Raw genomic sequence first — 12,446 nt, forward strand, 5'->3', positions numbered from 1 at the left:
ATGAACACCGTCGTCACCGAACTCGTCATCGATGGTCGCGGAGCCGAAGTCGGCTCCGCGGCGTATGTGCGCGCCATGCAGATTGCGCAGGCGGCCGTGGATCGGCTGCGCGATCGCGAGGAAGCGCTGAAGACCGCCAGCGATGCCAACGCGGCCTCGATGATCTCCGCATCGACCTCGACCCAGCGCGCGGCCTCCGCTTTTGATCGACTGAAAGCATCCATCGACCCCGCCTTTGCAGCAGCCAAGGGCCTCGAGCGGGACATCCTGACGCTTGACCGCGCGGTTACTCGACTTGGCGTGACCGAGCAGGAAGCCGCGCGACTGATGGACATGGTTGTCCTGAAGCACGATGCGGCCGCGCAAGCCGCTAGGCGCCAGACAGAAGAGTACCTTCGCCTGGCAGCTGCCGGCAGAGAGGCACAACAGGCCGACCGCGCGCAGGGAGCCTACAACCAGAATTTGGGCGTCCGTGATCCGGCCAGCTTCGTGGGAGCGGCGCGCGCTTCCGCCGGCACCTTTTCGACGGAACTTGACCGGCTGGATGAGATCAGTCGGCAAAAGGCACAGCAGATCGGGCTCAACTTCGCGCGCGATCTTGATTCCTCGCTTGTCGCCGGCACAGGGAAGTCGGCTCGCGATGCCGCCACCGTGTTTTCCGCCGAGCTCGACCAACTGGACGAGATTGCCAGACTGCGCGCGCTTGAGGCCGGCTCCGCGTTCACCGCCGGCCTGAACGCGCGTCTCGGAATTGGTGCGAATGCTGGCTCCGCTCGCGATTCGGCCGGGGTCTTCGCACAGCAGGCCCGCGAAACTGAGGATTATGGGCGCCAGGTGGCGATGGTCCGCGCGCAGATCGATCCACTCAGCGTGGCCATCGAGCACCTGAACAATGAACTCGCGATGTACGCGACGATGATGCAGCGTGGCGATCTCACGACGCAGCAATTCGCCGCCGCCCAGCGAATGGCTCAAGCCCGCATGGACGAGTTCCGCATGCACGCAGAAGCCGGCCGACGCAGCCAGGCTTTGGGTGGCAACATGATGTCTTCGATCAACGCCGCGCAGCAGTTGCAGGACATCGCTATTACCTCCGCCATGGGCCAGTCGATTCCGACAATCGCCCTGCAGCAGGGAACACAATTTGGCATGGCGGCCATGATGACCGGTGGCGGTGGCAGCGCAGTTGGCCTGTTGAACTCGATCAAGTCCTCGTTCGCGACACTTGCCAACCCTATCATGCTCGGCAGCGTCGCCTTCACGGCCGTCACAGCCGCGGCGATCCAGTTTTTCTCCACAGGCCGCGAGGGCGCGAAAGACCTGACTGCTCTCCTGAAGGAGCACAATGAAGCCCTCAAGGCATCGGAAGACGGGTACAAGAAGCTCGACAACGTCGCGCGCGGGACGGGTCGGCCATCCCAACTTGTCTCAGGCTTCCAGTCGCAGCAAGCGATCGAAGCGCTGCGCAAGGGTTTTTCGCGTGATTCGGCGCTCGGAACCCTCGATCCTCAGCTTCTGATCGCTCGCGACCTTCCTGGTCCGTTCAGCAGCGACCCGACCGCCGTCAAATATATGGTGCAGGCATCCGATGCTGCGCTCGGCCTTGAGGACGTCCTCACCAGGCTGATGAAGGGCATCGAGGCCGGGAATGCCCCGGTGGCAAAGTTCAATGACGAGCTTGCAGCCATGGGCCAGGCTCCGGGCGCGTCCAAGGAGTTGAAGACTCGCATCGCCGAGATCCTGGAGATCACGAAGGCGCTGGGTGAAGCGCAACTGGCAATTCAGGCTTACGACCGCAACTTTGGCCCCGGTGGCTTGCTGCGCGGCGCCAGCGAGTTCAATCAGAAGGACATGCAGGCGCTGGAGCGCTTTCGCATGGAGGAGAACAGCCGCCTCACTCAGATGCGCCGTCAATACGACGCTGATGTCGGTGGGATCGGTGCAAAATCACCGGATCAACTCGCGGCGGCCGCGCGAGCCCGGGAGAGCGCGACCTTCAACATGGATGAAACCGCATCCGTGCGGCGGCTCAGGATCGAGAATGCGGCCACACTCGAGCGGGCTCGTGCTGAACAAGACCTGAAGGATTCGCAGGAGAGCCGTATCCGAGGCTACGAGCAGTCGCTGTCGCAGCAGCGCGAAGAAATCGCCCTGATCGGGAAGACAGCGAGCGAGACCGCCTCGCTCCAGTTCCAGACAAGCGCGCTCCAGAACTTGCGCGAGGAGGCGGCCCGCAACGGGATCACCACCGAGGAGGAATTCCTCAAGTATTTCGGCAAAGAGATCGAGCTCATCGACGAGGCCGCCGCCAAGCTGAAGGTCTATGTGGAGTTGCTGGGCAAAGCGCGTCTTCGCGACGATTTGGGTTTTGACACTCGCCAGCTTGGGCGCTCCGAACTCGACCAGTCGGTTGCCGGCAAGCTCAAGCAGTACGGCTTGTCCGAAGACCTCGACGGCCAGGATGCCGCGCTAGTTCGCTCGAACGAACTGTTGAAGAAGCAGGTTGAGCTCTGGAAGGACATCCGCAAGAGCGGGATGGATGCCTACAGCGACATCTTCGATCTGGCTATCGACGGCTTCGACAATTGGCAGGATCGTCTCAGCGATATCGCTAAGGACATGGCGAAAAACCTGTACAACATGTCGATCAAGAACCCGTTCATCAACGAGCGGTACCCCGAGGCAAACCTACCCACTCTGAACCAGACTGGCGGTATTGGCGGCTTCTTTTCCACCATGCTCGGATTGACGCCGAATCCTGCCGCCGGTGCGCAGAGCGTCGGCGCCATGACGGTCAACGCAGGCTCCGTCATCGTCACAGGATCGATCGGCGCGAGCGGCGGCGACGGCCTGTTGAAACGCATTTTCTCGCCGGCAAACGGCAATGGCGGTGGCCTCAAGTCTTCCGACTTCGCGCCTATGTCACTGTCCGGGATTGGATCGCCTAGCGGCTCCGCCTACGGGACCGATCTCGCCTCGAACATTCGCTCGCTTGCCTCCAATATAGGAGCAAAGCCGCGCGAGCTCGCAGCGCTAATGTCCTTCGAAAGCGGCCTCCGTTCCGACGTCTGGGGTGGTGCCGGAAAGAATTACTATGGCCTGATCCAGGCTGGTGAGAGCGAACGTTCGTCATACGGGATCAATCCAGGCGGGTCGCTTGCCGACCAATTCGCCGGCATCGAGCGGTTCTTCAAGGGCCGCGGCTTCAAGCCCGGCATGTCCGGGCTCGATCTTTATTCAACGGTCAATGCCGGCAGTCCAGGTCGATACAATGCATCCGACGCCGCGAACGGCGGTACATGGGGCACTGTTGCCGACAAGTGGAACCTCCAGATGGGGCCGCATTTCGCGAAAGCGGATGCGCTGCTCGGCTCATCAAATCGCGCCGCTCAGGCGCTCGACAATCTTGCGACCAAGTCCGTCGACCTCAATGGCGGGTTTGACCTCCTTGGCAAGGGATTGATGGGGCAGAACGGGCAAGGCGGCATATTGTCCTTCCTCGGAAGCGCCAACTTCAAACCGAACACCACCCTGTCCGCCTATCTTGGTTACGGTGGCCAGCAGCAGAGCGGAGGCGGGTTTCTGGGCGGCATTTTCGGCATCTTGGGCAAGCTATTCGGGCTGCCGGGATTTGCCGTCGGCACCGATTTTGCACCAGGCGGCCTCGCGCGCATCAATGAACGAGGCCTGGGCGAGATTGTCGACCTCCCGCGCGGGTCGCGCGTCATTCCGCACGACGTGTCGATGCGCATGGCCTCGCAACCAACGCAAGTCGTCAACACCATCCAGGTCATCAACAACGCCGGTGCCAGCATCCGCCAGGAGCAAGAGGATGATGGTCAGGGTGGGCGCCGCACGCAGCTCATCATCGAGGAGCGTGTCGGTAGCGCGATCGCGCGCAAGGGCGGCGCCGCGAACAAGGCTTTGGCCAGTATGGGCCTTGCCCGGCCGATGAAGGTGCGCTGATGGCTTTACCTCTCTATCCCAGCGAACTGCCGGCGCCTTTGCGCGATACCTATCAAATCGGGTTCGGTGAGGGGCGGTTCAAATCCAAGAACGATGCTGGCCCTGGCAATGTCCGCGGCCGATTTTCGTCCACTGTGCATTCGGTCCCGTTTTCGACCCTTCTCGACACCACGCAGGTCGGCCGCTTCCGCTACTTCTATTTTGAGGAAACGAAAGAGGGGAAATTGCCGTTCCTGATCCCCGATCATTCTGGCGACAGCTATGTGTGGTTGGACGATGATGAAACGTCGTTGCTCTACGAGGATGGAACTCCGATCCTGATGGCGGAGACGTGGTTGGTGCTGTTCGACAGTCTGCCAACCATCAAGCCACGCGACATCTACTGGACTGTCTCTTTCACGTTGGTGGTGATGCCGTGAGCCGAGCGATCTCGCTGAATGCCGCGCGCCAGATCGACGCATTGGCGACCGATGCTGTTGCGGTCTTCCTGGTCATCATCGAGCATATCGATCTTGAAGAGCCGCTGCGGATTTCGTCCGACAATGCTGAACGCCTTTCCACGGAACCACTGACCTACGGCACGCGATCGACCTACGGATCAATCGATGGAACCCCCAGGCCGTTCTACTTCACCGGCATGCAGGTGATCCCACCCGATGATGAGGAGGATGGCGAGCCGACGGCGACGCTCGTTTTGGACGTGCTGGATACCGACATCGTGGGGCTCCTGACATCGACCACGATCCCAGCGACGGGGCGGATTGCCATCGTCATGGCCGACACGCCCAACCTGATCGAATTCGAGACTGCCGGGCTTAGCCTGAAGGGCGCCAATGGCGATTGGGGACAAGTCGCACTGAGGTTATCGATGAAGGATCTCTACGACGAGCCATATCCGGCGACACGCATGTCGAAGGAGCGCTTCCCGGGGTTGCACCGATGAACTGGGCAGCCCCCTTCGTTGGCATTCCCGACCTTTCCAAGGGTCGGTCACATGCTGGTGCCGATTGCTGGGGTCTGGCGATGCTGGTCTATCGCGAGGTCAAAGGCCTCGAACTGCCGGATTACGCCGCCGAGTATCTGAGCGATCGCGACCATGCCGAGATCGGCGCTATTGCGCGGCGGGAGAAAGCCGCCGCGCGCTGGCGTTTGGTCGCTGAGGTAAAGGAGTTCGACCTCTTGCTGTTCGTAGTTGCCCGACACGACAGCCATGTCGGCATCCATGTGGGGCCGGGTCAGATGCTGCATGTCGTCAAGGACGACCACGCCAAGATCGGCCGGTACGACGCCGCGCCGTGGGCCGGCCGCCTTGTCGGCGCATACCGTTGGGTCGGATAGCCACTCATGAATGATCTGACCGAGAAGTCAGGCGTGCCCGTCACGCTGGCACCCTATGCCATGGACTTGGATCGAGGGCGCGAAGAGATCGTCGTGCCGGCGGGCTTGACCGTGGCGGAGATCGTGGCTGTCGTACTGCCCGATCTACCATATGCCGCACTTCCACGTGTTCGCGTTGCGCTGGTATCGTCGAAGGGCAGCGCCATCATTCCGCAAGCCAATTGGCATCTGGTGCGGCCCTATCCGAGCACCAGGGTCGTCATCACCATCGGGCACGGCGCAGGCGCGCTGACGCTACTGGTGCAGATTGCGGCCTCCGCCATCTCGAATGCCCTTGGCGGTGTTCTGGCGGGCACGTTTGGCCTCAGCGCGGCGACGTGGGCCAGCATCATCGGTTTCGGCATCACCGCCATTGGCGGTATTCTGATCAACGCCCTCTTCCAGCCGAAAAAGCAGTCCAACAAGGACAGGGACAGCTTCGTCATCGACAGCTGGCAGAACGAGTACCGCCAGGACGAACCGATCCCGGTCCCGCTCGGAGAGCTCAGGCATTCCCCACCCTTTGCCGCCGCGTCCTACATCGAGGTCGTTGGCGACATCCTCTACAATCGCGCCGTCTTCTGTCACGGTCTAGGGACGCAGGAGCTTTGGGATCACAAGATCGGTGATACCTCAATCACGGACTACGATGAGTTTCAGATCGAGCACCGCGGGGCGGTGGGATATCCCGACAGCTCGGTACCATTCACGCTCTACACCCAGCAGGTGATCGAGGATTCGATCGGCACGGATTTGGTGCTGGAGTGGGAGCGTGACGACGCCGGAAATATGCTGCGCTCGGAGACGTTGCAGCCTGCCAAGACCGTGAAGCGGACCACCGGGCTCAATGCAACACACGCCATTGTCATCTTGCAGTTTCCAAGCGGTCTCGGAAAGATCACGAATAAGGGTAAGCGCAGCTCGCAAACAGCAAAATTCAGAGTGGGGATCCGCAAAGCCGGCACCTCAATCGTGATTCCCAAGCCGGACATTTCGGTTACGAACCTGAAGTTCGCCGGGTTCTATCGTGCGGTCAGGATCGACTTTCCCGAGCGAGGGGCATGGGAAATTCAGATCACTCGCCTGACCGTCTCGGAGCCACTGGAATGGGACGATGATACGCTTGCGCTGACCTGCACGTGGGCAGCTCTCCAGACTTTCCGGCCGGAATATCCATTCAACACGTCGACCCCTCTGTGCCTGACGGCAATGAGGGTCAAGGCCACCCACCAGATGAACGGTCAGGTGCAGACCTACAACTGCATGACGCGCCGCGTCACAGATGGTTTCGGCCATGGGTGGCCGACGAACGTCCCGCGCAACCCAGCCATATCTGCACTCTACGTGCTGCTGGGACCTGGGCTCTACACGGCTGAGGCGCCTAGCAAAATCGATTGGGCGAAGTTCGCCGAATGGCGTGACTTCTGCACGCTCAAGGGACTGAAATTCGACCTCGTCATTGGCAACCGCCAATCGCTTGGTGACACGCTGAAGATGATCGGTGCTGCCGGTCGCGCGCGGGTCTACTTCGACGGATCTTGGTGGACCGCGGTCATAGACAAGCCTCGCACCGTCCCGATCGATGTCATCACGCCACGCAACGCATCGAACGTGAAATTCGAGGTTGCGTATGCCGAACTACCCGACGCGCTGCGCATCAAATTTCAAGACGGCACGAACAATTTCCAGCCGGCCGAGCGTATCGTTCGTCGCCCTGGATTGGCCGGCGCGATCGTGACAACCGAAGCCATGGAGATGCCAGGCAAGACCGATCCAGACGAAATCTACCGCGAGGCTGTCCGCCGCTTCTATGAACTCCAGTTTCGCAACGTGGCCTACAGCGCGACACAGGACGGCTATGCGCGCTCGGCAACACGGGGAGATCTTGTCCTGGCGTCGAAGGACATCCTTCGCCGGGCGATGGCCTCTGCCCGCGTCAAGGCTGTGCGTGGGAACCTGATCGAGATCGATGAAGCCTGGCAGATCAAGAACGGCGTCACCTATGCCGTCGGTTTCCGTGTGCTCGGCGACGAAAGCTCGTCATTGGGGCAACATGTGGTGCGACAGATCATTGCACTCCCGGGAGAGACGCGGGCAATCGTTTTGAAAGGAGACGGCTTGCTCCCCGATGCTGGGGCCATCATCATGCTTGGGGAGTACGGTTCGGAGAGCATTCCGTTGATCCTGGCCGGCATTCAGCGGCGCGACGACGGCGGCTCCGACCTGACTCTGCTTCCCTCGGCGCCGGAGATCGACCAACTCACCGATGCCACCACGATCCCCGCATGGGAAAGCAAGGTCGGCGATATCGTCGATCAATCAGGCATCGTACCCAGTGCGCCTAAGATCGTCTGGGTTAGATACGACGCCGGCTCGTCAAAGACGTTGGTGCGGCTGGAGCCTGCGCCGACCAATGTGGTGGAACTGTCCAGCTACACCGTTCGCCATCGGCCGGCTGGTTCGCCCACATGGTCAACGGCAACATCGCCAGTATCTAGTGCCAGTGTCGAACTGGTCGGGTATGTCGTCGGTAACCAGATCGAGCTGCAGGTGCAGGCCACATCGGCATGGGGAACCGCCGGCACGTGGAGCGCGATCGTTGCGGTTACTATCGCCGGTACATCACTGCCGTCGTCGTTGCCCGCTTCGAGCATTCAGATCGTCGGCAAGCTTGGCCAGGCAGAGATCACATTTGCGACCGGCCCAGACCCGAACACGGATGAGGTCCGCATCTATCGTGATGGTGCCGCGCTGCCAGCGACTGTTCCGGTCTCCCCGAATGGATCGTTTGGCAGGATCGATGGAGATTCGACGCGCGCCACGCTCGCCACGAACGGCAGCTTTGATGCTGACGCGAACTGGGCCAAGGGAACGGGCTGGGCGATTGCCAGTGGCCAAGCGACGAAGACGGCGGGAACAGCTTCCGATTTAAGCCAAGCCGCCGCAATGACCGCTGGCAAGGTCTATCGTGGCGCCGCTACTGTTTCGGGAAGGACCGCCGGCACGATCACGCCCAAGCTCACGGGCGGGGCTACTGCGTCCGGCCCCGCCGTCGCTGCGAACGGACAATTCCTATTCCGGCTCACGGCCGGTGCTTCTCCGACCACGCTGGTTTTCAGCGCCGATAGCACGTTCAACGGATCGATCGATGACGTCGTTCTTTTCGAAGAGACGGCAGCTTGCCTCACGCAGGGCATCCATACCTACAAGCTCGAACCGCTAAACGCTGACCGCAGGGCCGGGCCTCAGTCTGCCGACAAAACTGTCGCGGTCATCTGACCATTCTCTGAACATCGAGGTTTATCATGAGCATAGATGGCATCCGCGCCGTCGATAAAGAGCCTTTGGCTGCCGTCGACTACCTGTTCGGGTTTTCCGCGGCCAATGGCCAGCGCATCGGGCCGAGACCGATCGGAATGCAGGCGATTTCCCAGCAGGTTGCGTCGTCGCTGCCGCTTGGGACAGTGAAGTCCTATTCGTCTGTTGCAGCCATGAATGCCGATGTCACGCCCACGGTCGGAACCCTCGCCTATGCCGAGTGGAAGACCTACAGGAAGACTACGGCATCAGGCTCGACTGGATGGGAAGTGTTTCTGAACTTCATTCCAGGCACGCAGGTGATCAACGCAGTGGTGACGGGTGGCACGGCGAGCGCCGTTGTTGCCATCTCAGCAATCCCGGTTTCGGCGACCCCGTATATTCAGTTCATCGTCGTTGGCCCTTTCACCGCCGCTAGCATCGGCCCGATGACGCTTGCCATCAATGGAGATACACCGCGCGCACTCGTCACCAATGTCGGAGAGGCGATAACTCCCGGCTACATCAAACGCGGCATGGCGGCCATCGTTCATATCGACAGTGCTGGTAGCTACCGGTTTTTCAGCTATGGCGATGCGACCGCGATCCAGGCGGCGGCAGAGGCAGCCATGACTTCGGCTCAAAAGTGGGCAGAAGGAACCGTGCCGGGCGGGGCGGGAACGAAATCGGCGAAAGAATGGGCGGATGCCGCGCTGGCGGGAGGAATATTCAACATCCCTGCCGTCGCGATCGTCGGTGACGGTGTCAGGACTCGGTTCCCCTTGGGGTTGGTGCCGGCGAGCAAAAACAATGTCTTCCTGACCGCGACGGGGCTGGTGCAGCACGTCGGTGAGTATTCCGTCGATGGGACCGATCTGGTGTTCGCCATCGCGCCGCCCATTGGCTATGGCGGCGAGGCCCGCATTCTGGCAATTACACGGGCAATTCCTTACGCAGGCGACGGCACCATTACCCCGGCCTCTTTCTCGGAGGAGGCGACACGGTTCATCGGCGGCACGCGTGGTAACATCAGGCCCACAGTCGAGGGCAGCTCGGTCGTTGGAACTGCCACCTACACAACCCAGCGCGGCCAGTATCGCCTCGCCAACGACTGGGTCAAGTTCACGGCGGAGATCGATTGGACCGGGGCAACGGGCACCGGCGATACCTACATTCGCCTGAACAATGTGCCGGCCTCCGCCTTCATCAACACGCCGGTCGCAATTCAAGCCTCTGCGATCGATTACGGCGTCGGAAAAGAGCTACAGGGCGTTATCCTGGCCGGAACGAACGTTGTCCTGCTACAGGCACGGACTGGGTCGGGGGCAGGCTCGACCGCCGTCCCCGTCGACCCCGCAGGCACGATCCGAATTGTGGGCAGCTATCCGGCCGCATCCGATGCCTTTTCGGACATTCTGTTCATGGGCGACTCGATAACCTTGGGCGTCCGGCCCGGTGTCGGTGAATACGACACCTTCCGACACAAGGTGCAGAACGCACTGGGCTGGGCCATGGCGCACAATTCCGGCGTTGGCGGAGAGAACGCAAGCGAGCAGGAGGCCCGTATGGCTGCGGCCCTGGCGGCCTCGGGCGCCAGGGCCGTTTGCATCATGACCGGCATCAACGACTTCTTCGATCCGCTGCCCTACGCGACAATGGGCGCCAAGATCACGTCGATGATCACGATGGCGCAGGCTGCCGGAGCAAGGGTCACGCTTTGCTCGCCGTCGGCAACGCAGGACGCCGGCATGATCGCCAATTTCGGTCCGTGGCTGAACACCATCCAGACCTGCGGCGCACTGCCGGGGGTTGTCTATGTGCCGGTCTACGAGCGGTTCGGATTCCTGCGCGCGACCATGCCGCCGGCCAGCTATGCCGCGCTTTTCGTGGATGTGCAGCACATTGGCCCTGCCGGCCACGATATTGTCACGGCGCTCATGGCCGCCACCCCTGGCGCCTGCCGGCCTTAAGGACCGCTGACATGACGACACTTCTTAACCCGAACCTCATCGGTCAAATCACGGCCATAGGCAAATCGCTGCTCACGGCGGCCAACTCAAGCGCCGCCAGAGATGTTCTGGAACTCGCCTACGGTACGGCTCCCTATCCGCCGGGGCACCTTAACGGTCTCGAACTGTCCAACAACACAGCCGATGCGGTGAACGACATCGACGTGGCGGCTGGTGTCTGTTCGGACAGCACAGGGATCGCCAACATTGTGCTTGGCGCCATGACGAAGAGGATGGATGCCAACTGGTCCGGTGGAAGTGGCAACGGCGCTCTGGATACGGGAGCGCTTGTCGATGGCTGGTATCATGTCTTCGCCATCCTGAAGCCGACGCCAGCTACATCCGATCTGCTGGTTTCCCAATCGGTAAATGCGCCAACGCTCCCCACCGGCTACACCATGTTTCGCCGGATTGGCTCGGTGCTGCGCGATGCCGGTTCCCTGGTCAAGTTTCGGCAGTGGGGAGACATCTTCAAGTGGGACGTGCCGCGCCGCAGTTTCACGAACACTGCCGCGGTGGCGCTGGGGCCTTTGGCGCTCGACGTGCCGCCCGGTGTTCGCGTCAGCCCGATCCTGTCGTCAAACATACTGCTGTCGGCCGTAGGCAATGCGGTCCAGCTGATGGGCGACGGCGAGGGCACGACAGCGGCCATGGCCATCTGCCGGGCCAATATCGCGTCAAGCAACACCTTCACCAACCTCACCGGACCTGGTGCGTTCCTAACCAACACGGTCCGGCAAGTTCAGTTTCAGCAACTGCTGACGACGGGAACGCTTGGTTCCTCCACCGTCGATGTGATGGGTTGGCGCGATCTGCGCGGCAGAGGGTAGGCAACGTTTATTCGTCATTCAACTACTTCTATGGAAAACCACGTTCCATTATTTCCGTAAATCTTAGTTGGCGAACCCGTTAATTTTGGGCGTATATGCCACGCCTGTAATTGAAACGTGTCTCCAGTTTTTACGGGAATGACTGCTGTCGATACGTTTTGATCGGGAGTAGTACCAAAAGTTGCTCGTCCGTTCTGGGCAGCATAGCCGTCGAAAAGCGCATTGTTTTTAGTAATGAGTGTCTGCCGTGAGCCCTTAGCGTCGTGGTCCCATACTATTTGTCCCGAGAGACGAACAAATTGTACGCCATCAGGAATTACGAATTGATGGTTTTCTGCGTCCCACAAGCCGCTCGTGTCGTATTCGACCTCAGGGAATTCAACCTTCACCCACTGTGTGACTGAATAGCTATTCGGAACGATCTGTTCGGCATCGGCGGTCTTGTGAACCATCGCGCCGCGAAAATCCCCTGCCGCCACGGCCGACGAAAAGAATGTGAAAGCAGCGGCAACGCTGGATGCGATGATTTTTTTCATTCCCCAGTCCATTGTTTTTTTGCAGTAGCGGCAAAGTAAACAGGAACATCGCCGATGGGCAAATCCGGGGCTGAACTTTTCGTTGGATCCAATTTACCGTTACGCCCTGCGCTGGAGCGGGTAATAGTTAAGTCTCTTCAGCGAACCCCGTGCCACGTTTCGTCATCAACCGATTCCACTTCGGTAAAGGGCCGGTAGGTCCAAGAGCCGTCTTGAAACCGCCTCATGCAGTTGCCTTCGATCAGATTGCCGGCCTCATCGCGGATTTTTCGTCCGAACGGCATATAGGGCGACCACTCGAAAGGGTCGGTCCGCCACCACATCCACCAGCGCTTCGGATGCGCTAGCTGCCAACGGTCCAGCCGCTGGCAGAGAAGTTCGTATAGGTTTTCGGGCATGCACGCTCCCCAATCTGATCGGGGAGTTGGAAA

Annotated in this window: 9 protein-coding genes; 7 read left to right on the top strand and 2 right to left on the bottom strand. The window is 60.6% G+C overall.

Annotation, left to right across the window (positions count from 1 at the left end; translation table 11 throughout):
• The 7 genes from FZF13_RS07305 to FZF13_RS07335 are packed head-to-tail and all read left to right on the top strand — an operon-like array spanning position 1 to position 11,479.
• Positions 1-3,966: a coiled-coil domain-containing protein gene (locus tag FZF13_RS07305; protein ID WP_024922432.1), complete on the top strand. Its 3,966-nt coding sequence runs from the start codon at positions 1-3 to the stop codon at positions 3,964-3,966.
• Positions 3,966-4,385, top strand: a complete 420-nt coding sequence (locus FZF13_RS07310) for a hypothetical protein (protein WP_024922431.1) — start codon at positions 3,966-3,968, stop codon at positions 4,383-4,385. The genes FZF13_RS07305 and FZF13_RS07310 overlap by 1 nt, the downstream gene beginning before the upstream one ends.
• A complete protein-coding gene (locus FZF13_RS07315; RefSeq protein ID WP_024922430.1) occupies positions 4,382-4,909 on the top strand; it encodes a DUF1833 family protein in 528 nt (175 codons plus the stop codon). Before FZF13_RS07310 ends, FZF13_RS07315 begins: the two co-directional genes overlap by 4 nt.
• A complete protein-coding gene (locus tag FZF13_RS07320; protein ID WP_024922429.1) occupies positions 4,906-5,304 on the top strand; it encodes an NlpC/P60 family protein in 399 nt (132 codons plus the stop codon). The genes FZF13_RS07315 and FZF13_RS07320 overlap by 4 nt, the downstream gene beginning before the upstream one ends.
• 6 nt (positions 5,305-5,310) lie before the next feature.
• Positions 5,311-8,622 (top strand): TipJ family phage tail tip protein, encoded by a 3,312-nt coding sequence (gpJ, locus tag FZF13_RS07325; protein ID WP_024922428.1) that lies wholly within the window; start codon positions 5,311-5,313, stop codon positions 8,620-8,622.
• A 26-nt stretch (positions 8,623-8,648) separates the two neighbouring features.
• Positions 8,649-10,610 (top strand): SGNH/GDSL hydrolase family protein, encoded by a 1,962-nt coding sequence (locus FZF13_RS07330; RefSeq protein WP_024922427.1) that lies wholly within the window; start codon positions 8,649-8,651, stop codon positions 10,608-10,610.
• An 11-nt stretch (positions 10,611-10,621) separates the two neighbouring features.
• On the top strand, positions 10,622-11,479 hold the full coding sequence (locus FZF13_RS07335; protein WP_024922426.1) for a hypothetical protein: 858 nt from the start codon (positions 10,622-10,624) through the stop codon (positions 11,477-11,479).
• A gap of 14 nt (positions 11,480-11,493) precedes the next feature.
• Here the strand turns inward: FZF13_RS07335 and FZF13_RS07340 are convergent, their stop codons facing one another.
• Complete coding sequence (locus FZF13_RS07340; protein ID WP_139116520.1) at positions 11,494-12,015, bottom strand: hypothetical protein; 522 nt, start codon at positions 12,013-12,015, stop codon at positions 11,494-11,496.
• Positions 12,016-12,152: 137 nt separating this feature from the next.
• Entirely contained in the window at positions 12,153-12,413 is a 261-nt protein-coding gene (locus tag FZF13_RS07345; RefSeq protein ID WP_024922425.1) for a hypothetical protein, read from the bottom strand.
• Between the last annotated feature and the right edge of the window lie 33 nt (positions 12,414-12,446).

This window comes from Mesorhizobium terrae, assembly GCF_008727715.1.
In the GTDB taxonomy this organism is placed as follows: Bacteria; Pseudomonadota; Alphaproteobacteria; order Rhizobiales; family Rhizobiaceae; genus Mesorhizobium; species Mesorhizobium terrae.

Coding starts and splice junctions, on each gene's coding strand:
- FZF13_RS07305 (WP_024922432.1), top strand. CDS start 1: ATGAACACCGTCGTCACCGAACTCGTCATCGATGGTCGCGGAGCCGAA.
- FZF13_RS07310 (WP_024922431.1), top strand. CDS start 3,966: ATGGCTTTACCTCTCTATCCCAGCGAACTGCCGGCGCCTTTGCGCGAT.
- FZF13_RS07320 (WP_024922429.1), top strand. CDS start 4,906: ATGAACTGGGCAGCCCCCTTCGTTGGCATTCCCGACCTTTCCAAGGGT.
- gpJ (WP_024922428.1), top strand. CDS start 5,311: ATGAATGATCTGACCGAGAAGTCAGGCGTGCCCGTCACGCTGGCACCC.
- FZF13_RS07330 (WP_024922427.1), top strand. CDS start 8,649: ATGAGCATAGATGGCATCCGCGCCGTCGATAAAGAGCCTTTGGCTGCC.
- FZF13_RS07335 (WP_024922426.1), top strand. CDS start 10,622: ATGACGACACTTCTTAACCCGAACCTCATCGGTCAAATCACGGCCATA.
- FZF13_RS07340 (WP_139116520.1), bottom strand. CDS start 12,015: ATGAAAAAAATCATCGCATCCAGCGTTGCCGCTGCTTTCACATTCTTT.
- FZF13_RS07345 (WP_024922425.1), bottom strand. CDS start 12,413: ATGCCCGAAAACCTATACGAACTTCTCTGCCAGCGGCTGGACCGTTGG.